This is a genomic window from Bradyrhizobium daqingense (assembly GCF_021044685.1).
Lineage (GTDB): Bacteria > Pseudomonadota > Alphaproteobacteria > Rhizobiales > Xanthobacteraceae > Bradyrhizobium > Bradyrhizobium daqingense.
In genome coordinates this window covers 5,651,994-5,674,397 of the sequence record NZ_CP088014.1, presented here as the reverse complement: position 1 = coordinate 5,674,397, position 22,404 = coordinate 5,651,994, and the positions used below count along the sequence as shown (strand labels likewise).

At 59.9% G+C, this 22,404-nt stretch carries 29 protein-coding genes and 1 pseudogene; 6 read left to right on the top strand and 24 right to left on the bottom strand.

Annotated features, from left to right (window positions below):
* Positions 1–5: 5 nt before the first annotated feature.
* The 11 genes from LPJ38_RS26890 to LPJ38_RS26840 form a co-directional block, all read right to left on the bottom strand.
* Positions 6–467: a type II toxin-antitoxin system TacA family antitoxin gene (locus LPJ38_RS26890; RefSeq protein ID WP_231088412.1), complete on the bottom strand. Its 462-nt coding sequence runs from the start codon at positions 465–467 to the stop codon at positions 6–8.
* A 206-nt stretch (positions 468–673) separates the two neighbouring features.
* Positions 674–1,495, bottom strand: coding sequence for a hypothetical protein (locus LPJ38_RS26885; RefSeq protein ID WP_145630068.1), 822 nt, complete (start codon positions 1,493–1,495; stop codon positions 674–676).
* Positions 1,495–1,875 (bottom strand): hypothetical protein, encoded by a 381-nt coding sequence (locus LPJ38_RS26880; RefSeq protein WP_145630069.1) that lies wholly within the window; start codon positions 1,873–1,875, stop codon positions 1,495–1,497. The genes LPJ38_RS26885 and LPJ38_RS26880 overlap by 1 nt, the downstream gene beginning before the upstream one ends.
* 9 nt (positions 1,876–1,884) lie before the next feature.
* A complete protein-coding gene (locus LPJ38_RS26875) occupies positions 1,885–2,211 on the bottom strand; it encodes a hypothetical protein (RefSeq protein ID WP_145630070.1) in 327 nt (108 codons plus the stop codon).
* 40 nt (positions 2,212–2,251) lie between these two features.
* The gene (locus LPJ38_RS26870; protein WP_145630071.1) at positions 2,252–2,698 is read right to left on the bottom strand and encodes a hypothetical protein; all 447 of its coding nucleotides are present in this window, start codon (positions 2,696–2,698) and stop codon (positions 2,252–2,254) included.
* A gap of 3 nt (positions 2,699–2,701) precedes the next feature.
* A complete protein-coding gene (locus LPJ38_RS26865) occupies positions 2,702–3,421 on the bottom strand; it encodes a DUF4339 domain-containing protein (protein WP_145630072.1) in 720 nt (239 codons plus the stop codon).
* Between the two features lie 691 nt (positions 3,422–4,112).
* A complete protein-coding gene (locus tag LPJ38_RS26860) occupies positions 4,113–4,559 on the bottom strand; it encodes a hypothetical protein (protein WP_145630073.1) in 447 nt (148 codons plus the stop codon).
* A 352-nt stretch (positions 4,560–4,911) separates the two neighbouring features.
* Entirely contained in the window at positions 4,912–7,311 is a 2,400-nt protein-coding gene (locus LPJ38_RS26855) for a bifunctional DNA primase/polymerase (RefSeq protein ID WP_145630074.1), read from the bottom strand.
* Entirely contained in the window at positions 7,308–7,652 is a 345-nt protein-coding gene (locus tag LPJ38_RS26850; RefSeq protein WP_145630075.1) for a hypothetical protein, read from the bottom strand. Before LPJ38_RS26850 ends, LPJ38_RS26855 begins: the two co-directional genes overlap by 4 nt.
* 144 nt (positions 7,653–7,796) lie before the next feature.
* On the bottom strand, positions 7,797–8,135 hold the full coding sequence (locus LPJ38_RS26845; protein ID WP_145630076.1) for a hypothetical protein: 339 nt from the start codon (positions 8,133–8,135) through the stop codon (positions 7,797–7,799).
* A gap of 325 nt (positions 8,136–8,460) precedes the next feature.
* On the bottom strand, positions 8,461–8,730 hold the full coding sequence (locus tag LPJ38_RS26840) for a helix-turn-helix domain-containing protein (RefSeq protein WP_145630077.1): 270 nt from the start codon (positions 8,728–8,730) through the stop codon (positions 8,461–8,463).
* 137 nt (positions 8,731–8,867) lie between these two features.
* On the opposite strand from LPJ38_RS26840, the gene LPJ38_RS26835 reads away from it, so the two are divergent.
* A complete protein-coding gene (locus LPJ38_RS26835; RefSeq protein WP_145630078.1) occupies positions 8,868–9,248 on the top strand; it encodes a hypothetical protein in 381 nt (126 codons plus the stop codon).
* On the opposite strand, the gene LPJ38_RS26830 is transcribed toward LPJ38_RS26835, so the two are convergent.
* Positions 9,245–9,649 (bottom strand): hypothetical protein, encoded by a 405-nt coding sequence (locus tag LPJ38_RS26830; protein ID WP_145630079.1) that lies wholly within the window; start codon positions 9,647–9,649, stop codon positions 9,245–9,247. The two genes, LPJ38_RS26835 and LPJ38_RS26830, sit on opposite strands and share 4 nt — an antisense overlap.
* Positions 9,650–9,776: 127 nt before the next feature.
* Between LPJ38_RS26830 and LPJ38_RS26825 the strand changes: the two genes are divergently transcribed.
* Together LPJ38_RS26825 and LPJ38_RS26820 are read left to right on the top strand one after the other, a co-directional pair.
* A complete protein-coding gene (locus LPJ38_RS26825) occupies positions 9,777–10,262 on the top strand; it encodes a hypothetical protein (RefSeq protein ID WP_231088679.1) in 486 nt (161 codons plus the stop codon).
* A 37-nt stretch (positions 10,263–10,299) separates the two neighbouring features.
* Entirely contained in the window at positions 10,300–10,755 is a 456-nt protein-coding gene (locus LPJ38_RS26820) for a GNAT family N-acetyltransferase (protein ID WP_145630081.1), read from the top strand.
* Between the two features lie 22 nt (positions 10,756–10,777).
* On the opposite strand, the gene LPJ38_RS26815 is transcribed toward LPJ38_RS26820, so the two are convergent.
* The 9 genes from LPJ38_RS26815 to LPJ38_RS26775 all read right to left on the bottom strand — a co-directional run bounded on the left by LPJ38_RS26815 (position 10,778) and on the right by LPJ38_RS26775 (position 16,645).
* Positions 10,778–12,139 carry a carbohydrate-binding protein gene (locus LPJ38_RS26815; protein ID WP_158644739.1) on the bottom strand — a complete coding sequence of 454 codons (1,362 nt, stop codon included), beginning with the start codon at positions 12,137–12,139 and terminating at the stop codon, positions 10,778–10,780.
* Positions 12,136–12,306, bottom strand: a complete 171-nt coding sequence (locus tag LPJ38_RS26810; protein ID WP_158644740.1) for a hypothetical protein — start codon at positions 12,304–12,306, stop codon at positions 12,136–12,138. Before LPJ38_RS26810 ends, LPJ38_RS26815 begins: the two co-directional genes overlap by 4 nt.
* A gap of 47 nt (positions 12,307–12,353) precedes the next feature.
* Positions 12,354–13,232, bottom strand: a complete 879-nt coding sequence (locus LPJ38_RS26805; protein ID WP_145630082.1) for a phage tail tape measure protein — start codon at positions 13,230–13,232, stop codon at positions 12,354–12,356.
* 1 nt (position 13,233) lies between these two features.
* Entirely contained in the window at positions 13,234–13,911 is a 678-nt protein-coding gene (locus tag LPJ38_RS26800) for a hypothetical protein (protein WP_145630083.1), read from the bottom strand.
* A complete protein-coding gene (locus LPJ38_RS26795) occupies positions 13,908–14,132 on the bottom strand; it encodes a hypothetical protein (protein WP_145630084.1) in 225 nt (74 codons plus the stop codon). Before LPJ38_RS26795 ends, LPJ38_RS26800 begins: the two co-directional genes overlap by 4 nt.
* 1 nt (position 14,133) lies before the next feature.
* Positions 14,134–14,460, bottom strand: a complete 327-nt coding sequence (locus LPJ38_RS26790; RefSeq protein ID WP_145630085.1) for a hypothetical protein — start codon at positions 14,458–14,460, stop codon at positions 14,134–14,136.
* Positions 14,461–14,506: 46 nt separating this feature from the next.
* On the bottom strand, positions 14,507–14,719 hold the full coding sequence (locus tag LPJ38_RS26785; protein WP_145630086.1) for a hypothetical protein: 213 nt from the start codon (positions 14,717–14,719) through the stop codon (positions 14,507–14,509).
* Between the two features lie 85 nt (positions 14,720–14,804).
* Positions 14,805–15,227 carry a hypothetical protein gene (locus LPJ38_RS26780; RefSeq protein WP_145630087.1) on the bottom strand — a complete coding sequence of 141 codons (423 nt, stop codon included), beginning with the start codon at positions 15,225–15,227 and terminating at the stop codon, positions 14,805–14,807.
* Positions 15,224–16,645 (bottom strand): tyrosine-type recombinase/integrase, encoded by a 1,422-nt coding sequence (locus tag LPJ38_RS26775; protein ID WP_145630088.1) that lies wholly within the window; start codon positions 16,643–16,645, stop codon positions 15,224–15,226. Before LPJ38_RS26775 ends, LPJ38_RS26780 begins: the two co-directional genes overlap by 4 nt.
* A 908-nt stretch (positions 16,646–17,553) precedes the next feature.
* Here LPJ38_RS26775 and LPJ38_RS26770 point away from each other — a divergent pair.
* Positions 17,554–18,045 (top strand): DUF421 domain-containing protein, encoded by a 492-nt coding sequence (locus tag LPJ38_RS26770; RefSeq protein WP_145630089.1) that lies wholly within the window; start codon positions 17,554–17,556, stop codon positions 18,043–18,045.
* Between the two features lie 204 nt (positions 18,046–18,249).
* Here the strand turns inward: LPJ38_RS26770 and LPJ38_RS26765 are convergent.
* Together LPJ38_RS26765 and LPJ38_RS26760 are read right to left on the bottom strand one after the other, a co-directional pair.
* A pseudogene (locus tag LPJ38_RS26765) lies at positions 18,250–18,524 on the bottom strand (septal ring lytic transglycosylase RlpA family protein); the annotation flags it as partial.
* A gap of 439 nt (positions 18,525–18,963) precedes the next feature.
* Positions 18,964–19,587 (bottom strand): TetR/AcrR family transcriptional regulator, encoded by a 624-nt coding sequence (locus tag LPJ38_RS26760; RefSeq protein ID WP_167520311.1) that lies wholly within the window; start codon positions 19,585–19,587, stop codon positions 18,964–18,966.
* A 176-nt stretch (positions 19,588–19,763) separates the two neighbouring features.
* Between LPJ38_RS26760 and LPJ38_RS26755 the strand changes: the two genes are divergently transcribed.
* Entirely contained in the window at positions 19,764–20,678 is a 915-nt protein-coding gene (locus LPJ38_RS26755) for an alpha/beta fold hydrolase (protein ID WP_231088411.1), read from the top strand.
* A 120-nt stretch (positions 20,679–20,798) separates the two neighbouring features.
* Here LPJ38_RS26755 and LPJ38_RS26750 read toward each other — a convergent pair whose 3' ends face one another.
* Positions 20,799–20,966: a hypothetical protein gene (locus LPJ38_RS26750; protein ID WP_231088410.1), complete on the bottom strand. Its 168-nt coding sequence runs from the start codon at positions 20,964–20,966 to the stop codon at positions 20,799–20,801.
* A gap of 397 nt (positions 20,967–21,363) precedes the next feature.
* Here LPJ38_RS26750 and LPJ38_RS26745 point away from each other — a divergent pair, with 397 nt between their 5' ends.
* The gene (locus LPJ38_RS26745; protein ID WP_145630092.1) at positions 21,364–22,335 is read left to right on the top strand and encodes an SDR family NAD(P)-dependent oxidoreductase; all 972 of its coding nucleotides are present in this window, start codon (positions 21,364–21,366) and stop codon (positions 22,333–22,335) included.
* The last annotated feature ends 69 nt before the right edge of the window (positions 22,336–22,404 follow it).

Here is a 22,404-nt window from a genome sequence, read left to right as displayed (position 1 = left end):
CGCCATCATTTCCTGGTCATCGGAGCATGGCGCTTGGCGGCAGCAACCAGTTTCGCACTCGGAACGGGCGGATTGATTAGCGCCTCGGCAAAGGCGATCTGATCGGCTCGCGACAGGCGCACGACAGCATCTTGCTCGATGGTGCGTCGCGCGTCCTCGCCCATGGTCGCGGTGACGTAGGCCGTTATGCTCAGACCACGCAACGTCGCGGCACGCTCCATCATCTTATAAATCGAGGTGGGGATTCGGGCCTCCAGCCGGGAGGTTGTCGCAGCGGGGTCTTCAAGACTCGCGAGCCGGTTCGTGAGGCTTTCGAGCAAACCGCTCTCAGGTGCCGCCTTGCGCCGTCGAACCTTCAGGGATTCCGTAAAAAACATGGACTGGGTTTCTGCGAGTCCAAGTTTAGTGCGACGGATCTTGGGCCGGGGCTTGGCCTTCGTCTTGGCTTCTTTCTCGGTCTTGATCATGACGTATCTCCGGCCGTTTATATACGGCAAAATGCCGTACAAAACAAGAGCTCCCCCTAGGAGTGGTTCCAGCTTCCGACGTGGCCTTTTTCACATCCACGAGAGCCGGTAGTCGGTCCCGGCGCCGGACCACCAGTAATTGACAATTTGCAAGCCGGTCCGGGATGCCCGTTGATGGCGGCATGCCCGCTCACCCGCCGCCGAGATCAATCAGCCGCCCCGCGAGGGCTGGCATGCGCCCGCGCGTTTAGAAGCTTCGTCAGTTCACCGGGCGCGCAAATTTCGAACGCATGCTTGGTTTCGACATCGAACAAACTTCTGTCAACCGCCGCAAATGCGATCACCGCGAACGACTGACGAAAGATCGCAAGGAACATCGCCATGCGGTCTTCCTCGGCGAACCGCCACTGATATTCGAACTGGTCAGACACCTCGAACTTCCCCTGACGCAACGTATTCGATGGCAACAGGTGCTCAAAAACATCTTGGGGAAAGGCGCCACTGAGGCGGTCAAAATTTGAAAACCACCGCGCCACGACTCCGCCTGCCTTAGGAAGAACTCTCTTTGTCATTTCGTAATAGAGCGAGAACCCGATCTTGAATGCGAAGGTTTGCATATGAGACGAAACCAGCGGCCCGTCCACGCGAAGCAGGCCACCATCTTGCTTTCGCCATCCTGCTGCTGATTGCATTTCGCGCGGCAGGTACATTTCCTCCAGGAGTCCTGGAATGTTGTTGTCGATGCCGGAGAAAATGTTTTTCATTTCTTTGCGGCCGGCATCCGTCTTTGAATCTGGCATGGAACGGCCGATCATCGCGGCGACGAGATCAGCACGCCTTGTTCCGCCGTTGCAGGCATCACAACTGCCGAATTCAAGTCCTTTTGGACGGCGGCGCTGCTCGAACATGATGATAGGCGGGACATGATCGACACTCGTTGCATGGACGTCGCCGCCGCAGTAGATGCAGCACGGACAACCATCCAGCACGGCCGCATGTGCGCGACGCTTCAATTTGTTTTCGCCCATTAACCGACGGTCCGCCGCTTCCAATCATCTATCAGGGCAACCGTGCGAATGGCTTGCTCGCCGGGCAATGTCTGGCACTCCAAGTAGAGAGATACTAACGCCCCACCAAATGCACTCACCCGGCTCGTATGCGCCATCAGGTTGTCACCGCGAGTAGAGAAGGCGGCCCTTGCTGCTTTCATTATTCCTTTTGCCATCTCCGCCTTCTCGCTGTTGCTCAACGAGTCGGGAATCTCGGAGGTCATCGCTTCGAATGCTCGTGTAACTAGCTGCTGGTCGAGCGCGTCCATTCGATTAAACCGTTGCAATACATCGACGACTTCCTTGTTTGCTTCGATTGCTCTCGCTTCAGCCCATCGCTTTTTGATTCCTTCGAACATGACTATTTCCTAGACGGTTTCCTTCCAGGCCGAAAAGGCTCCGAAAGCCATGAAGGCCGGAATGCTCCAAAGCGGCAGATCGAACAGCCAGTTGACAATCTTCTGGACGCCGACCCAATCCGTCACCGGGACGTGCCAGCCCAAGAACTGGATGCCGTGAGAGATCGGGAGCGGCGTCCACTGTCCAGACTGAAGCCAAAGCACGGCTTGGTAGAGGGGAACGCACAGCGCGAACACTGTGAAAGCCACGCCCATCCAGAACGCGCTGCGATCCTCTACGCGCGGCTTCACGTTGCTGAGGTATCGCAGAACCTCATCGTCCTCCAGCTTGGCCATGAATGCCCCCAAAATTATTTTGACCTAGAAAAACCGACCATCATAGATCGTACTTGCGCCGAAGCTCGGCGTAGTGCTCTCGGTTTTCTTTAGCTTCCTTGACGGCCTGGTTCCAATGTTCTGGAACGTAGTTCGCACATAGCACCAAGGCGCGTTCCGTCATGGCTAGCAATTGCGGATCCCCCTCGGCTTTTTCATAGACATGTTTCCAGAGAAACGCGTGGCCATTGAGAAATTCGGCCATTGCCCGACCCGACAGTCCGACCTCGATGGCGTTAGCAAGTCCGGCCTTGAAACGGTCTCGCTGTTTGACGAGGCGCTGTTGCCCTTCGAAAGCTTTGTTTCCGAGTATCTCGCGCATTCGGCTCGACAGTTCGTCATCGCTCCGAGATTCAAGTGGTCCGCTGACGTCAACATTGACGGCGGAAAACACGCGAACCTCGGGCTGGCGCCGACGATCTCGCCACCACTTCATCACGTAGTGCATCAGTTACGACCCTCGTGCAGCTTTCGACTCGCGCCACGCTTCCGAGTTGCCTGCCTCCGTGCGAATTGAGAGGTGGAGCTTTTCAAATCTGCCCTGCGCGAACATAGCCAACCCACCGGCTATGGCCTGAATTGCTGCCTTTCGGGCGCTGTCGAATCGACCGAGCACATCTGGATCGCAGGCGATGGCGGCCATTCCCTGTTTGACGGCTTTTCCACCGTTACCGAAGCGGCGAGCGTAGTCGTCAAGAATCTCCAGCAGCTCTCCATAGGTCTCAAGGATGATCCCGCTTTTGAGCGGGCGCAGATCATCGGCGCTGCCGGTCACAAGATGATCGTCCGTCATCCCAAAGATAAATTTGTCCAAAGAATTTCGCGCGGTCAAAGCGGCTTGTCCTTCCTGCTTTGACCCGCCGCCATAGAGGTTTTGCTTGATCAGCGCCGTCAGCTCGTGACGCGTGTCCACAAGGCGGGAGAGAGGCACGCCCTCAAACTCGGATGGCGCCGTCCTGAAATCGGCGCCGCGGGGGAGAGGCGGCGATGAAGGCTCGCGCCGTGGTGGCTGCCAGAACTGTGCAAGCTCGCTCACCGGCTTCCAGTCGCTGAAGCCCGGACGCCAGATCAGGTCGGTGCCGACCAGTTGTCCATCCTGGAGATGTTGCAGAACCTGATCGCGAGACAATGGACCGTGCTGCTCCCCGCGCATGATCACATGCCAGTCCACGATTTCCCCCTAACGTTGCCTGGCCGCAACCTTAAACGCTTTTGCGGGAAGTGTCATGGGCTGCTACCGCGTCGGCCTCTCGCCCGATTAGACGAAGGCGAAACGCATGCGGCGTTAAGCCGGGTGATGGAGACCTTCGGGCGAGCCGTTCAGATTGATTGAGTTGAAGCAGGAGATATACTCCGCCCCAGGGGTGGGGCATGTCTCAAGCGGTCGAAGCGTTTCGCCAGATTTCCTGGCTAATCTTCAAATGGATTCTCATCGCGGGCGGTTCGCTCATCGGGCTTTGGCTTGCTGCCTGGGCCGGCGTTTACGGCTACTTTGGTATATGGGGGCCACGACCGCGGCCGAGCGGGGCTCTAGATAGACCGGTTTACCGCGCCCGCAGTCGGAAAATTTGGCTCGGGCGGCCAGCTAAGAGGGGTGGACAGAGAACAAGCGCGCCATTAAAGAGGCGGTCACGAAGCACAGTTTTGCAAGACTGTCCTTGGACCTTGCAAGACTTCCGAAGAAGGTCCTGAATTTTCAGGTACTTCGGTGGGGAATGGTGTAACGGTAGCTTATCGGACGCCCGCGCCTGAATATAGAATGTGCTCGCGTTAGTCAGATCACCTCATGGCCTTCAACCGCTGCATCTGAAAGCGAGAGGCCCCACCTCAAATTAGCCGCGCCACCGAGACTGTCAGGAAGATCAGCCAGGGGGTCCCACAGGGCAGGGCGGCGGCGCGGACTTCTCTTCACCGGGCGCCTTCGGATCGACAATAGTCCGTTTGATCGTGACCACAGTGGCTTGCATGTCCAGGGGCCGTGCTCGACGCTCGAGGCCCAGGGCGGTCAGCAGCCGAAGCTGGAGCTTGGTCAACGCAGTGTAGGCAAGCACGTCGTAATCGCCGCCGGACAGCCAAGACGCTTCCAAATGTTCGACCATGGCACCTGTGACTGCGGCGCGCATCACCAGGGTACGCTGTCCTGCGGAAAGGTGATCGGAGCCACCCAGGTCGGACTCGAGGTCTGCAATGAGGGCGCGCGCGTTTCTAGCCGCGAGCGTGCGGCCGTCCAGATCTCCGAGGGTTAGGAGACGGACCTTGCCTTTATCGGGTGCCGACTGCGTTTCCATCATTGGTGCAAGTTCAACCATTTTATATGCGCTGCTTTCGATACCCTATTGTTTACCCCTGCGTGCCGAACGAGCGGTAAATCGCAGATAGTGTAGCAAAGTCCGTCACGAGCCATAACAGAGCGCTAGTCCGTAGAACTAGAGCGCGCTCTCGGTCTGCTTTCGGCGGGGCGTCCGAATTTTTTCCGCGGCTGCGAATGAATGTATTGCGCTCACCATCGTCGCCGCCTTGGGCGGGCTGGGCACTATGGGCACGGTTTCTCTTGTGCTCATTATTCTTATCTGTTCTCGCTCTTACCCTCTGTCTACACATTAGTGAACTCAACATCTGACAACATGAAAAACCGTGCCCACCTCGCCCGACGTGCCCGGGCTAGCTTCTCGAAGGTATCGGCGGCACCGATGGTGATGCGGTCGCGCTGAGGGAGCGTGCCGCGGCCAAGCGACCCTCCTCTGTGAGTTCCTGCCGTGCGTAGATTGTCGTTTTGCCTCCGTGAACGCGCCATCGACCTCCGCTCTCCCGTGCATCAGGATTGGCAATGGCGACGTAGCCGCATTCGGCAAGGCGCTTGGGAACTGCTCGGCGAAGCTTCGCGTCCTCGAAGAGCATCCTAAGCTGGCTGTCGCCCGGCGTTTTCGCTTTGACCATTTGCAGCGTGAGTGCATCCGGTTTACCGAGGCTTTCTATGACGTCCGCGAGATCGCCGCTTTCCGGAGCCACGCCGGCGGCAACCACCATATGCCATGCCGCTGTTTTCGGAGGCGGAGCCTTGGCGTTGAAAGCAGCGAGGTCAAGGTTAGCCAAGTAGTAAGCAACGGCCTCGTTTCCACCGTCATCGAACCAAGCGTTGATGTCGTCCCAATATGCCGGCGCGAAATCATCCTGCGTTTTGGTCGAGACACAAACAAAATGCCGGCGATCGTCCGGAGCGAGGTAAAGCGCGTCGTGATGGTTCGACGTCATGATCACGCCGCAAACGTTCACTGCTGCGTACTGCGGCACGTGCTTTGTGTTGATCCGGTGCGCCTCTGGTGGATTGGTAATCACGTCCTTGGTGGCGTCGTAAAAGCCGTACCGGGACTCTCCGCCTAGGTCATGAACTTCGTTAATTCGAAGGATGACCGATTGGAGATAGTCGTTCCATTCCGAATTGAAGAATGTTTTCGCAGTGATCTGCTTGAAATTGTGCGTGCCGATAGCCGAGATCGCAGGTTTGAGGATCGTGTCCTTGCCGATGCCCTGTGAACCTATGAATACGAGAGCATGGTTCACTTTGTCCCCGGGACGCTGTACTCGGTGCCCCAGCCACATGACGATGTGCTCGGATTCACTAGGATAAATGAATCTGATGTGATTCAGCCATTTCGAAACGTCGCCTTCGATGTGTTCGATATGGGGCGGAACATACCGATTGAATGTTTTGTCGCCAGAACTGCGGATCCAGCCATCGTTGGTCAATACCCGTCCGTCGATGATCTTGGGTTCCCCGGGAGCCCACCCCATCGACTTCACAAAACGATGTTGCGACAACCAGGTCGTCGCCAAAGTGCCCGGTCCCTCCGTTTTCATGGCATCTTTAACGCGCCCGATGTGTTTGTCGACGCTTCCCGCGTTGAATAATTCTCCGGTGCGTTCGTAGATCATCTTCCCCGAGGGCAGATGCGCCCAATAGTCGTTGAGCGCGTTCGCCTGATCAATAGGAAGCTCGGGGTGATCCGGCAGCGGTCCTAGTATCGCCGCTTGGTACTGCTCGCGCTCTCGCCGGTGCTGTTCAAGGATTTCCGCGGGTATGGGAAGTGGAACGGGGCACACGGGAGGCTGCGGGCAGCCGATCACACTTCCGAAGATCCATGTTATGTCACGTTTCAGCAGAGCCTGCAGCGTTTCAAGGTTCTCGCCCTCCGTCTTGAAGTCCGCGGGGTTCCACCAGCGACGCGTGATCACGTCGTGTTGGTCCTCCCAGCTCATTGCGAGGAATGCTTTCAGGCCGTCTTCCCCCGGGAAACTCAATTTGATCCGCTTGCCGATCGAAATCCAATCGTCGTTGCTCAGGGTTTCGAGACCGCTGGCCCAGCGCTCCAACTTCTTACCGATCCACCAACAGAGTTGGTCATAGCGAATGCCATCGTGAGAGACGCCCCCAACTGCATCGGGCACTGGACCGGTGACGGTGGCCGCCTCAGGCCGTTTTAGAAGAGCGAACAGCGGCGCTGTCTTTGCGCTATAAGGGATCGGCGGCGGCGGATTGGTGGCAAGAATATACGGACGTCCGCTGAACGCCGAGCCGGGAGCAACGTTGTAAGCACGATTGCGGACAGAGATGCGCTCTCGATCTGCCTCACCAGGCGCCAACGGGCGGAAGTGAGAAACCTTAACGGACTCGTGTCCACGATGACTGTGAGGATCGAATTCGACGGGACAGCGGAAAGCAAAATGCCACCCGCCGTTCGGCGAATGACCGTAAGGTGTGGGAACGTCTATGCCGATCTCCGCGCACCACGCGGCGAACTGCGCCCAGGCCTCCTCGCGATCGCCATGGGCGTCGACATCGATGAGAACAAGACCCGACAGGCAAGCTGAAATGGCCAGCTGGTGCCCCTGCATGTGCCAAGCGTGCCAGTCGCTCGTTGCCGTGGTGGCACCATAGAAGCCGTTTTCGCAAGCTGGCGTCTTGGTGTCGGCCCGGAGTGGAAAGAGCGCAAGGCTATTCCGCTCTGCGTAGTGGAGAAATGAGCCGACAGACGAGGGGACTTCGAAGCCGACAATGCTCACGCGAACACCGCACGTTTGCGACGCTCAATCTCTTCGTGGAGTTCGGGAATCTGGTCGATAAGAGCTTGGAGGCGTGCGCGTGTCTGTCGGTTGCGGCGCGGAGGGTTGGCGTCACTATAAAACCAGCGCTGACCTGAGAAGATAACTCGCTTCTTCCTGTCGACTGGAGTTACGGTGGGAGCGCCGACGTGGAGCGACCCCGCGCCGTTCTGCGATCCGTCGAAAACCGGATGCTCTGGATATTCCACCCGAACGATTGGCTCATAACGACGATTGAAAAAGACGACGGAGTTTCGGCTCTCATACAGACCGTACGGCCATTCGTCGAACTCTCTAGACATTGTATGGGTACTCCTTCACTTAAGGAGCCAAACCCGCAGACGCGCTTGAAAATAGCCGGAAATGTGCTAGAGGCAACGCCGCCAAGCAGTTGTCTACGACGTTCCCGGCCTGCGCTCGTCCTACGAGCCGGGCCGATTTCGTTTCTATGCAGAAGCCAGACGCTCGAATACTTTCAACTGAATTTGCGTGTGGCGGGTAACCCACCCGCGATCTTCGTTGAATGCCTCGTCTTCGCCGAATGAGAGATAGATTCCTTCTTTCTTGTCAGCGCGCTCGAGGACGAACATCGCCGATCGATTGTGGTTGCTGAATTGGAGGGTCAACCAGATGCGATCGCCGCCAGCCCATGCCTTGAAGCGACCGCTCTCCAGGTCATGCAAAACTGCGTCCAGCACTTGTCCTAAATCGTGAAGTGGCCTTATCGAAAGTCCACACATGAACTCGAAGACACCGCGGACGCCATCCTCCGTGTTCTCGCTCAAGCGGTGCGTGCGTCGAGCGGCGCCTACGGGGAGGGATCGGATCTCGCGTACGCTATCGGCGAGAGACGTGCCTCGTGGGTGCGATAAGGCAGTAGAGAGAAGGCCATTGATCTTGCAAGTTGCGGACAGCTCAACGCCGCCGCCGCGACCGCGCGTACCCTTTAGGCACATACCGGCGGCCTGCATTTCCGCGATACAATCAGCGGCCGTCCCGAGGGGGATGGTGCTGATGTAGGACAGTTCTTGGGTTAGCTGGCCGGATCTCATACCAGCTATAATACTGGATTGCGAATTTAAAATTAGTTAACGGCGGAGCAATCAAAGTTCATCTGAGCGTTCCCCGAATTCCCACGCCCTGAGCGTTCGCCGCTAGGAAGGTGATGCCGGCAGAAGTCAAGGCGCGTTTGATTTTCGTTATCGCTTCATCGCGCGCGACCGATCGCCATTGCAGGCTCGATTCGATCCGAGGTGCACCGTCTATTTTCTCGATCGCTTGAACTGTTGAAACTCCAACTCCAGCCGCCTTGGCTAGGTCGGCGGCCGTCCATTTGAGAAAAGCCCTTGCCGCTCGGATTTGAGCCCCGGTGATTGGCATTTTCCATTGCTCCAAAACCAATGTTGACAATCAACATAAGCGGTCCGCCCGACGATAGTCAACGATTATAGTTGACTACAATCGATGGAATCTTTAAGCTCTCAAACCATCACCAAGCCCATCGAGGAGCCGCAATCATGATCAACATTGCCCCCCGCGTTACGGACCAAAATCTCCCCCGCGCGTCCTTTTCCGGCCCTGACGCCTTCATGGAGTTTGCGTTCGAACGGCGCCAGTATGAGGCAGCGGTGCAAATGTTCGCCAAAGAGACGAGTCCCGCTGGCATCAATGCCTCGATCGCGGCAGCCCGCCGATACCGCTTCAAGTTGACAAGGACCGAAGCGCGCGAGGCCGCCGTCGAGGGATTGCGCGAGAGCCTTTCGGCGCTTGGCTATGATGAAACGGAAATCCGATGGCATGCGGCCCGTCGCGGGCGGCGGGACCGGCAGTTCTATTTCATGGACGAGCGAACCACGGCCGCGCGGTGGGACGAATTGCGGAAGCGCCGGACGCATTAGCGCTTCGTGCGGGGCGGCCGGGCTTTAGCTCGTGCCGCCTTTCGCGCCTCGTACTTGGCTTCCCATTCATCCTCGATGCGCTGTTCCTCCCGACGTCGCAGCGCCTCGCGGGCATGCTCTAAGGCTGCGTGAGACAATTGGGTCGCCGACAGCCCGGGTGAGCTTGTAACGGACCGAGGTGGTCCGGTGCCGGATTTTTCGATCATTTCCCAAACATCCACCAAGGTCGACAGGAACGCCTTGCCTGGTCGGTAGACCCGCAACTGACCTTTGCGCGCGCGCCGCTTCAGCGTGTCCGCCGTCACACCGCTGCCCTCTGGAAATGCGATCCGGGCGAGTTCGTCGAGCGGTCGCAACGTGTCGTCACTCCAGTCGGTCATGACGATCGGTAGCACGAGCACGGCGCGTCTTATGTTGACAATTTACAATGGCGCGTTTTCCAAGGAATAATTTATAGTTGCATGCCTGCTCGCAATGCGTTTGAATGCTGCGATTTAGGGGGCTTTCATGTTTCGCAATTGCACAGTGGTGGCCGTCTTGGCCATCGCGCTCGCCGGCTGTCAAACCGCAGCAGAAGCACCGAACACCGCGAGCGGGAAGCCCGAGGTGACCATCCGCGCAACGACTGCCGCGATCAAGGCGAGGCTGTTGTCGCTCGCGATGGACAAGCGATTCAACGTGACCAAAGACACCGAGTACCTCCTACAAATCGAGAAGCCGTCCGAGAACTTCGGCGCCGCCCTCTTACTTGGTTCGAAGTACGACGGCATTCCTGCGGAGCGGATCGTTTTCACATTCGCTCCGATCGGCGACTCGACGCGGGTGGTCGCGGCCGGCATGTTCGTCACCAATCCTGGCTCAGCTTTCGAGCGCATTACGCCGGTAAACGGTGGGGAGGGCGCGACGCGGACGCAACAGACGCTCGACGAATTGAAGGTGAGCATGGAAACGCCTCCGCCAGCACCGACTGCGCCTATTGCGAGTGCCAGGAAGCAAGGGAAGCCCGCGACTTGAGGCGTCCACATCCAAAGCCTGTCAGAGAGAGTTTCCGATGAGAAAAGATTACTCCTATCGTGTTGCAAAACCCGATGATGTGGACGGTATCCTCAGAGTCTTCGCGGAAGTGGCTCCCGAGGTCCCAACAAGAGTCTACGAATTCGCCAAAGGGGATCATACCGACACAAGACAGAGTATCGCGCGGTGGGTCGAAACTGGGCAGTCGTGGGTCGCGACTGATGCGACCGGAACTGTCGTCGGGTACGCGCTAGCTGAGGGGAACGACAAAGCCCTCTCCCTCGTGTACCTTGGAGTTGGAAAAGCCGCGCGAAATCAGCATGTCTGCTCTTCGCTCGTCTCGAAGCTGAAGGAAGCCAGCGCAGCCATAACCACCGATGTCCGCTCGGATAACAAGAGTTCTATGGTTGATATTTTTGAGCACCTCGAATTTGCTAAGGGTGACATCAACCAAGATCGCACGAAGCTCCACTGGAAGAGACCGGCGACCTGAAACGGCGTGGCACTAGCGCCGATCAGTAATACTCGTCGACGATGATGACGCCGGCCGCGCCTGTACCTCCCGCGCCACCACCCGTTCCCGCCGCACCGGCTGTACCAGCCGCTCCGACAGCATACGAATAAGAGGCGCTCGGGCTTGTAATTAGCTTCTCGCAATAACCGCCCCCACCCCCGCCGGCCGCACCATAGATTGTCCCGTTACCGCCGGCACCTCCGCCGCCGCCGCCATAGGCAAGCCCAGCGCCGCCGTTGCCGCCAGCGCCGTTGGATCCACCACGGCCGCCGCCGCCAAGCATCGATCCGCCGCCCGACATTCCGTAGCTCTGTTGGCCGGCAGAGTTGTTCGTATTGCCGATCGCGGTCTGCCCAGATGAGCCGGAAGCGTTGATGTCGCCACCGCTCGACGTTCCTCCCGATCCGCCTTGATAGCCCCCATTGAGACCATTCGGACCAAGGCCACCGCCGTTGGCCGTCAAAGAGCCGAACGTCGTGTTGCCGCCAGCGCCACCATTCCCGGCCGACGCGCTGCCCGTGCCACCACCACCACCGCCGCCGCCCACCATGCGAACGTTGATGGCAACGCAGCCAGATGGGCGGTTCCACGTCCCCGAACCGCTGGTCAGGACCGTACGGGTCCGCGAGGACGCAGATTTCGCAGCGCCAATGTTCGTTCGGGCTGTCGCGGCCGTCGCCGTCAATTCGGAAAGGTTGTTTGCAGCCAGCATGTCGCCAGGGCCCGCAGGTCCAGTCGCACCGGTAGCGCCCGTGGCACCCGTGTCACCCTTGGATGCGAGCAGTTGCCAGTACGTTGTATTTGGCGGCGTGTGGTTCGTGTGGTCGAACACGCAAACATAGCTCGAACCGCCGAGCGTCACGACATCGCCGACGACGTAATCGGTGCCGCTGTCCCATGCACCAGTCAGGACGAACCCTTTATAGATACCAAGGAAGGTCCAGACGCCGCCGCTCTTGACCCATACCTTACCGGTGGTGGGCTGAATTGCGGTCTGATCTTCCTCGCCGAGCGACGGGTCTGGCACGGTCTCGTCGTCACCAACAACGACCGGGATTCTGTTAGAGCTAAGGTCCGCAACCAGTTCATTGACGCTCTGCATCGCCTGCGCACCAGCAAAGCGTTGCGGCGAGACTTGCCAAATTGTATAGGCGACACCCGTCTTCGCGCCGCCGGCCCACGGTGGGATGACCAGATGGGTGATGTCGGTCACATCCGAAATGACGGACTGAAAATTGCCGATCTGGAAAATGTCGCCTGGCTTGACGTTGGCTCCGGACCAGATCGTGCCCGTGCCCGTGACGGTCGTTCCGCCTGCGCCAACGGTGGCCAGGCCAGTGGAATAGCTTGTGAGTGCGGTCATTTCTTCTTCCTTGCTTTGACAATTGCATTTGCTTCCGCGATCGGCAGCCACACGCCATCAACGCGCCGCCAGGCGTTTCCCGTCGACGGCTGCCACGCGAGCCATCCGCGTGCATCGGCCGGCGGCTCGGTGAGTTCGGGCGGGAGGTTGTGGAGGTCTACTTTCACGGTCTCGTCCTCATTGATTTGCGATCGGGCCGTTTCCAGCGGCGGCGTCAGAGCATCCGCTTTTTCCTCGCGTCGGTGACTGCGGAAACAACGCGGCCCGGCAATTCGGACTTCAGCTGCGCCAGTTGGCTTTCGACGCGGGCTAATCCATCCTTGTCAGCGCCTGTGGCATCGATGGTGATCGAAATCGGTGCCGAGACGTTGCCAGCGCCGGCCGTCGCTGCGAGACGCGAGACCATGCCGTTCGGGGACATCGTGCCGCCGTCGGCGAAACCCGGAATGAACGGTTTGCTGATGTGGTTCGGAACGATGGTCGCGCCGCCCTTGTGGACGTTGATCAGTTCAGGGCCACGCTCACCCACGACGCCCCAGCCGCCGCGCAGAGTCCCGCCGTCGGCGAACATGGGAAACGAAAGCCCGCCCGTGCCGGCGCCGAGATCACCGGGGGTGGACATAGTAGGCGTGCCGCCGAGCCCGAAAAAGGGAGCAATGCCACCGGTTGAGCCGCCGAACGCTTTCGCGAACAGGGAATCCGCCGCTATGGACATGAGTCGGTCACTGATCTTGCCAAGGGCATCGAGCCCGGACGACTTGAATGCGTCCCAAGCGTTCGCGCCCTGGCGAACTTGTTGGCCGAAACCGACAAAGAAGTTGCGATTCGTCAACATAGCGTCGACCATGAGCCCGTCGAGCTGCTTGCGAGCATTACCAGCGTCGTTCAAAGCTTGCTGCAGTTGGGGCAGCGCCGCGCCGGCTACCTTGGCTTGGTCGGCGAGGTCTTCCATTTGCTTGGTGGTGTAATTCAGCGCAGCGCTGAACTCGTCGAGATTTCTCGGGTCAATGATTCCTTGATCCTGCCAAGCGCGCAGTTGGTCGCCTGCCGCCTTCGTAGCGTCTCGCATACGGAAGATGCCGATTTGCGCCATGTCAGTGCTCCCGGTTTCCGATCGACAGGCGGTGACCAACCCGATCCTCTGGCCAGTGATGAAAAGTCCGCTGCTCGATGCCATCCGGCGAAATGGTGGTCAGGTCAGCCCAACCACCCACTCGTGGAAAGCTGTCCTCCGCGAGAGTGCGTCGCTGCAATTCGAGCAGCTTGCGCAAGCCACGCTCTATCGCTTCCGGCTCGTCATCGGGCTTCGGTTCGATGTAGCCTGACGCGGCGATCAATTCGTCGCTTGGACGTGGGCAACACGCTGTTGAGTTCACGGCCACAGGGCAGATGAGATAAGGCGGCCAATCGCCCATGCTGTTGTGGTCGCCCGGCGTCCGGATGAAAAAGACCATGGGGCGACCACGAAAGAAGCCCGCCAAACTCAGTTCGAATGGCCGATCTAGCCGAAATTGCTCGACGATCAACGGCAGCTCGCGCGATGCGATGCCGACCAATTCGTCGAAGTTGGCTGCCCGCTTCTGAAGCTCGCGAGCGGCGATGCCCAGGCCGAACGCATTGCCCCGCCCAGTAATCACCGCTGGCCACTCGGGAATGGCGCGGATCTTGGACTTGAACTCGGTGATCGTCCCGTCATCCAGATACGATGCCGCGTCCGTCGCGATGAAAACGCGATTGTGCTTTCTGGAAGCGACGAAATTGTTCGCAGTCATCGCTTCACGGTCTCAATCGCCATGTTGAGCTTGGTGTTGACCTCAATCGCCACCAAGAGGATGGACTCGAATAGTTCGGGGCTGCTCTTTTTCAGCTCGCGAAGCCGATCGAACGCGCGATCGCCAGCGGCGCGCAAAGGCGCTTCATCAGCCGTTCGAGCAATCGAGCGCACGAGTTCAGCTTCGAGGTCGACAACGATCCGTTTGAGTTCGTCGGTCATGTCAGACCACGTTCAGCCGGCCGGCGGCCGCATCGGTCTTGTCGACCTGCGGCAGTTCGATTTTGGCGCGTTTCTGGTCAACACGAGCGGCAAGCCGCTGCACGATCGCCTGCGCACGGATCAGATCGGCCGCTCGCTTCCCTAGAAAGGAACGCGCTTCCTTGGTTTTGCCCTGCGCGCTGAGATCTGCGTTGCCGCGAACGTTCGCGGTGGTCGCAAGAACCTCGCGATGAACCTTCGCAACGCGGGTGATGATGGCGCCTCGCACCGCGACGTCGGAGATGCTGGCGGCTTGGGATTCGAGGAAGTCAAAGTAGCGGGGGTGCATTGTTGGCCTGTGTGTTGTCAGTTTGCTTGAATGTTATTTGTCAACGTCACGCCGCGATCGGCTGTCGGCGCGCGGCAACGGAGCGTTCCCAAGCCGCGAGTTCACCAAGACGCCAAAAGCGGCGCTTTGCGATGTAGAGGGGGCGAGGGAAGGCGGGATCGTCTTTGAGACGGCGCTCGACCCACATATGACTCACGCCGCCATAGCGGGCGCGGAGTTGCGAAGTGGGTATCAGGGCGTTTGGATCGTCAGCGGACATGCGGACCTCATGTGTTACGCACAAGGTCTCACGACTCGTAATATCCCGCTATCAAGCGAGACAAAGTGCAATTTTACGTTGACGCTTAATGTCCGAGAATGGCGCGACGGATCGATTTGGCGCTGATCTTAAGTTTCTCTGCCGCACGTTTAACGGCCTTGGCATCGGAAAAGCCGCGGTCGATCTCCGTCCAGTATGCTTTGCGGCGTTCGGCGTCTCGCTCGTGCGCCTTGTCAGTCGGCGACTTGTAGAGCGCAGCGCGGCGAGCCATTTCGCCAAGCTCGCGGAGCGCTCCCAAGCGTTCCCCAAGACGATATCCAATGTAGGCGGCGGCCGCTGCATCGCCTTGCGCGAGGGTTTGGCGCAGTTCGTGGCAGGTTTCTGAAGCCCAGGCAGCTACGCCATCGATGTCGGCATCAACGCATTCGGGGCGAGCCAGGATGTCCGCGGTGATGGCCTCAACCTCATCTAAAAGGGTCTCGACCTGTTGCGGGCGCTGAACGTTCATGCCTGCTCCCTCTGAAACGGGAACACGTTACTCGCCGCACGACCATTCACCAAATCATCCACATACCGGGCCCACGCAGTGAAGGCCTGCGTCTTCTCGCGCATGTATCGGTGCCTGGCGTACACCCGGGCGACGCCGCGGATAGTGCCGGATGAATGGTTCACACATGCTTCGGCGATCTCGATGGAGAACCCAAGCGCTTGCAGGCCGGAATAGAAAGTCCGGCGCAGATCGTGAAGTGTCCACGGCTCCCACTTGTACTCGGGATCCGATTTACGCAGTTCCGCCAGCATGGCGTCATCGAAGCGCTTTTTCGCCTTGCTAAGCCCGCTAATCGGCGTCTCGCCCGTCGTGGTGAATAGCAAGCCTTTTCCCTTGATCGTGGGCAAGCTTTTCAGCAGCGCGACGGCTTGCGGAGGTAGCGGCACAAGGTGCTCGCGCCCGTTCTTCGCTCGCTCTTTCGGGATCGTCCACAAGGGTTCGTTCCAGCGGCTGCCGTCGTCGAGGACGATCGAGGTGCCGTGCAGGTCCAGTTCAGTCCGCGGTAGCTCGCGCAATTCGTCGCGCCGCTGCCCTAGCAGGATCAGCGATTGGACCAGACGACCAAAAGGGTAGCCCTCCCGATCGGCCACCTTCCAGGCTGCAACCAGTTCGGCGGCTGTCAGCTTGCGCTCGCGTTCCGTTTCATGCGCAACGGCATCGAGGGACGCGACCGGGGAGGCTTCCCGCATGTCGCGGTCAACGCACCAATCGAAGAAGGTCTTGAGGGTGGTCAGGGTGCGATTGGCCGTTACTCCGCGACCGGAATCGACCAGGGAGTCAAGCAGCACGATAGCGTCATGCTTGGTGATGGAGGCGAGGGGGCGACCCGACCATTTGCCAAGCACGCCATTCCCGGTCACCTCCCACTCGCCCGGCTTTTCCGGATCCGGCTTCAGGCCAAAATAATGGGCCGTGAGCAGGCGAGTGGATTCCCGGAGCCCCTGACGCTTGCGGCCTTTGTACCGTTTTAGGAACTCGATCATCGCCCCGTCGATCGTATTGTCGCGGAGCGCCTCTCGCTTGGCTTCAGCCTTTTCCTGGCGGCGCACATGCGTGGGGTCTATCCCGCGCCGCACATCTTCTGCCGCGGCAGTGGCCAGCATGCGGGCTTGGCCGGGTGTCAGGGGCTGGCCGATCTGCGGCTGAGCCGGGGAGGGTGCGAGCGCCAGCGGCCCGAGCGTGAGCTTCTTCGGGGCCCGCTGGCCGACCTCGTCGCGCTCGACGGGCGACCGGAATCGGAAGACCCACGATTTGATGCCCGAGGGGTGGACGACCAAGAACAGGCCGGCAGCGCCGCCGTCCGACTTCTCATAGCGGACCGCGCGCGGCTTAAGCTGCTCGATCGCCAGGTTGGATAGCGCCCTAGTCTTCGCCATGCCGTTACCCCAAGGTGCTGTGGGGTAACGTGTTGGTGCCGTTAGCGAGCGTTACCCTGCGTGACGAACATGGTGCAAAAATCGTCAAAAATCAATGAAAAGCAAGCAAATCGTGCGAGCGAGACGTTCAGTCTCGTTACGCTTCGTTACGGTATCACCTTCGTCTGGGAGACTAGGGGTCGGAGGTTCAAATCCTCTCGCTCCGACCATTTTTCCAATTCATTTTCAGGCGAATTGACCGAGGCATACTGGCCGGGGACGCGTGGGCGACGGTTGGCAACGGCTGGCTGCTTCGGTGGTCGGCAATCAACTGCGCGAAGACAACCGCATGCACGGTAGCAATGTCATGATGGAATGACGGTTTTTCCGAAGAATTTCGAATCTGACATTTGCGGCTGCAATCGGTCGCACCTGACTTAGGAACGAGGTGCCAAGACCTCCGTTGGCAAGCATCCTTAACGGAGGAAACACTATGAGAGTTGCGAAAATTACGCTGGCAGCAGCATTCATTCTCGGTTCGATCGCCGCGGCGACGGCACAAGGCGCTGGCGGAGCTGGCGGCGGAGGCGCCGGAGGAGCGGGCGGAGCAGGAGCAGGCGCAGGAGCAGGCGCTGGAGCCGGTGGAGGCTCTGGCAGCGGCTCCGCAGGCGGCGCTGGGGGAACCGGAGGTGGCGGTGACTCACCCGCGGCCACGACTGGTCAGGGAGCCTCGAGCAGCCCGAGCTCAGCCAATCCTGGCGCGACGATGAACGATCCGAAATCGAAGGGACGCTAAGTCTCGAAGGCTCGCCACTCACCCAGAGTGGCGAGCCTTTTCTCGTTTCAGTTCCAGCTCCGCACTTCGCCTGAGCTTCGATGTGAAGACGTCTTCGTGATAGCAGGGCTCTTTCATCTTGTGCGAGGGCAACATGTCTCAGATACCGTGGAACGAGATCTTCGTCCCGACGCATTCCGTCATGGAAATGATCGTCCGGGGCACCATCATGTATCTCGGCATCTTCACGCTGATGCGCTTCATTCTGAAGCGGCAGACCGGCGGACTCAGCATTCCGGATGTGCTTCTCGTCGTCCTTCTGGCGGACGCGGCCCAGAATGGCATGGCGGGCGAATACCGCTCGATCACGGAAGGTATCGTGCTCGTTGCCACGATCATCTTCTGGAATCTTGCCATCGACTGGGTCGGGTATCACGTGCCTTTCGTGGAGCGGCTCGCTCGGCCCGCGCCGCTCCTTCTCATCAAGAACGGGCAGGTCCTTCGACGCCACATGCGGCAGGAGCTGGTGACGATGGACGAGTTGATGAGCAAGCTGCGCGAAGAGGGCATAGCGAGTCCCTCGGACGTCGTGGAGGCGTATATCGAGGGCGACGGCAATATCAGTGTGAAGAAGAAGGAGGCCTGACGGTCTGCATCTGACCGGCCGAAACGACCGGCACAGCGGAGCCTATGCTGCGAGCTTTCGCCGGTTTCCACAAAGGCACGCTAAGGATTGTTGTAAGCGACCGCCTTCATCGCATTGACGCAGATGAAGGCGGGGTGAGCCTTGCGGGGACATATCCACGATAGAAGCCGGGCTTATCAACGTCACCGCGCTTCAAAGTCATCCCTACAACACCTCGGCACGGACGTGAGCTACGCCGCGATCCGTGATCCCCAAGCTGCGCGCGGCGGCGAGCGAGAGATCGAGGACGCGACCGCGAATGAACGGGCCTCGGTCATTGATCGTGACGATGACGCTGTTTCCGCCATGGGTCACGCGGACCTTGGTGCCGACGGCAGGCTGCGATGCGCAGCTGTCAGGTGATTGCGATTGAATGACGCACCGCTCGCCGTCTTGCCTTTGGAGTACGAGTAAAAGGAGGCCTTTCCCGAAAAGACTCGATTGAAGGATCGCATGCCCGAGCCATCAGCCGATGGTTCTTGTTCGCTTGGAGGTCGAGCCTCCGGTTGATCCTTCTTGGTCTGTTCGAGCCTCTCAGGCGCCGGCGCTGCGTCAGCTTTCGGAATGATGGACCATCGGTCAAGAAAATCTTGTGCTGCAGCAGAGTCCGCGTTCAATCCGATCCAAGCAGGGACTGTCGCAATCGCTACCATTCTGACGAGAAGATGCATTGTCGACCTCATGAACAAATTGAAGATCACGCCGACAATGCAGGCTGATGAGGCGGTGTTCCCCAGCATGCTGAAAACGGTGATGGCATACCGACCTCACGGGGAAAAACCGTCCCGCTTTCCCTTATCTCAAATGATACGTCATTTATTTCAGCCCAGAAATAAATAAATTAAATATTTAAATATGGGCGCCTTGGCTTAGCCCTGCCTACCTCAAATATCCCACCACCATCCGCGTGGTCTCATCCACCAGCGTCCGCACCGTCTTCTCCGACAGCATCTCCGCCCCGTTGAGCACCGTGTTGTGCGCGACCGCTTCGATCGCGCTGACGCAAATGAAGGCAGCGAGGTCGGGATCGATTCTGCGCATCTCCTTGCGGTGGCTTTCGAGGTAGGCGCGCACGAGGGCGTGGACCTCACGGTTTGAAGCTTCGACGTCTTTGAGCTGACCGATGCGCGGGATCTGCTCGGCGAGGACGCGGTGCAGATCGGGGTCGATGTGGTGAGCTTCGATCGCGACCGTGACGAGGCGACGCACGGCCTTCTCGATCGGCATGTCCGCAACCTCTGCGAAGGCGGCGCGGACGACCGTCATGATCTCGTCGTTGTGACGGTCGATCACGGCGGCGACGAGAGCCTCCTTGCTTGGAAAATATTGATAGAGCGAGCCGACGCTGACGCCGGCGATCTCAGCGATGCGGTTGGTGCTGGCCTTCTCGAAACCCTCGCGGACCAAAATGCGAGCGGTCGCCTCGATCAGCGCGTCGACGGTGGCGCGCGAGCGCGCCTGCGAGGCATTTTTCCGCGGATTTGTCGGCGGTTTGCGCGCCATGGACTTGCGCTCCGAATGCGAGTAGAAAAAGCGAGCGAATGCTCGCATTATATCAGGGCTCGGCGGGCTGTCGGCAAGCCCTTTTTGTCTCCATGTGACTGCCGGGCCAGGCGGAGAACGGACCCATGAGCGTTGCGAGACTCGTATCGGCTTTGCAGTTTTGCCCGAGCTGTTGTGTGCAGCGAAGCCGCGATCCCGCGCCGAGCCTGCAAAGCCGCGCCTTCAATCTCTTGCTGCGGCAGCTGCCGTACAAGGCGCAGCTGGCATCCGCCGAGGCGGTGCAGGCGCGGGTGCAGAAGCTCACTCTGGCGCCGGCCTCGTTCGAGCCGACGGGGCTCGGGCGTGACGTCGAGGTGATCCTGACCAAGATGGGCGGATGGCCGGTCTACTACACCGCGCCGTCGTCCGGCCATGAGGGCTGCAATTACGTTATGTTCCTGCATGGCGGCGGCTACATCAACCAGATCGCGCCGGCGCATTGGCGCTTCGTCGGGCAGATGACGCGCAAGGCGCGCGTCTGTTGCGTCGTGCCGATCTATCCGCTGGCGCCGCGCGCGACCGCGAAGGACGTGGTGCCGGCGACGGCCGAGCTGCTCAGGATGCTGCTTGAAGATGCAGGTGAGGCCAAGGTTACAGTCGTCGGAAATTCCGCCGGCGCGGGGCTAGCGCTCGCCGCGTGCCAGTGGCTGCGCGATCACGGCCATCGGCAGCCGAGCCGGATGGTGCTGATCTCGCCGGCGGCCGATGCCTCGGTCAGCCGCCCGGAGCAGGTGGCTATCGCCGCGCGCGATCCGATCCAGGACATTCCGGGGATCGTCGAGGCGGGACGACTCTATGCCGGCGGGCTCGAGATCGGCCATCCCTTCGTGAGCCCGCTCAACGGCGCCTTCCGCGCGCTCGCGCCGATGACGATCTTCGCAGGGACGCGTGATCTTCTGTATCCGGACAGCATCGATCTTGCCGAAAAGGCGCGGGCGGTGGGCGTGCCGGTGGAGCTGCATCTGCTGCGCGACCAGCCGCACAATTACGCGTTGATGCCGACGCCAGAAGGGCGGCGCGCGCGTGCGATCATCTTGCGTGCGGTGGCTTGAAGGGAAGGTGTGACCGTTGTCACAGTGCGTGGCGCCTCGAGCGAGGCCGGCGCTATCGGGCCCATACGGAGGGAGACGGGCGCCTCCGGGCGTTTCCTCGACGTCGTAGTTCTACGGGCCTTAGGCGTGGCCCTTGATCTCGTAATGGCCCGGCACGCATTTGTAGCGCTCGAGGCGCCAATTGGCGTGATAGATCGGATGCTCGCCCATCCATTTTGCAAGCGGGGCCTGTGCGCCGATCGCACACTGCATCATCGACATTTCGGGCGTCATGTTGCTGTCGGTCACGATTTCTTCGACGCAACTGCCTGAACTGGCTGCACTAAGCCGGCATAGCACGGCAACGACGGTCACGAACATTCCAGTCACCTCATCGGTTGTTTCTGACCACGACAAGGATGCAAGTGGAGTGCCAAAGCGCGTGACACGCAATCAGCCCGCTGGCCTGGCCGATTCGCCCCACCGCCCGAAGTTCATTTGATGATTCGGATCGTACTCCCCTTAAACCGAAGCCGGGCAAGACGGGAACTTGCGCGAAGATAGTCCGTCGCCCGAAATAACGAGGGCGAAGAGCACGGCCGATCCGCTTTTGCCTCCCGACGCGCCGCTGCTACATTTTGCGCGCGCCCCGGTCAGCGGCGCTGTGACGAAGAAACATACCGACAAGGGGAGGGACCGAAGTCCCATGAAGGATTTTGCTGGAAAGATCGCGGTCATCACCGGCGGCGGCACGGGAATGGGGCGCGAGCTCGCGCGGCAGCTGGTCGCCGAAGGCTGCAATGTCGCGATGTGTGACGTCTCGGAAGCCGCGATGGCGGAGACCAAGCGGCAGTGCGAGGCCGAGAAGCTGCCGCAGGGCCTGCGCGTCACGACGCATGTTGCCGACGTCGCGATCGAGGATCACCTGAAGCGTTTTCGCGACGAGCTCGCCGAGCAGCAGAAGACGGACCGGATCCATCTGTTGTTCAACAATGCCGGCATCGGCGGCGGCGGCAGCCTGTTCACCAACACGCGCGAGCAATGGGAGCGCACCTTCAACATCTGCTGGGGCGGCGTCTATCTCGGCGTGCGCACCTTCCTGCCGATGCTGATCGCAGCCGACGAGGCTCACATCGTCAACACCGCGAGCGTCAACGGCTTCTGGGCCTCGATCGGGATGAACCAGGCGCACACCGCCTACAGCTCGGCGAAGTTCGCGGTGAAGGGATTTACGGAAGCGCTGATCAACGACCTCCGCCTGCACGCGCCTCACGTCAAATGCTCGGTGGTGATGCCTGGCCATATCGGCACGTCCATCGTCTCCAATTCGCGCAAGGTGCAGAGCGGCGATGGTTCGGAGAAGCTCAATGCCGACGAGGTCGCGCTGACGCGCAGGCGCATGGTCGCGGCCGGCGTGCCGGATGCCGACAAGATGTCGGACGAAGACATCCAGGCGGCATTTGCCGCGCGCGCCCGCAGCTTCCTCGAGGACGCGCCCACGACGGCGGCACAGGCCGCCAAGATCATCCTCGACGGTGTCAAGGCGGAGCGTTGGCGGATTCTCGTCGGCGATGACGCCAGGCTACTCGACGAGCGCGTGCGCGCCACGCCGGAGCAGGCCTACGACCGCGCCTTCTACGAAAGTTTTACGCAGGAGGTCGGCTGGAGGCTCGGCTGAGTAGTGCGCGGATGTAAGTATGATCACCGTCATGGCAAGAGGTGTGCCGACAATAATCGCGTGCCACCT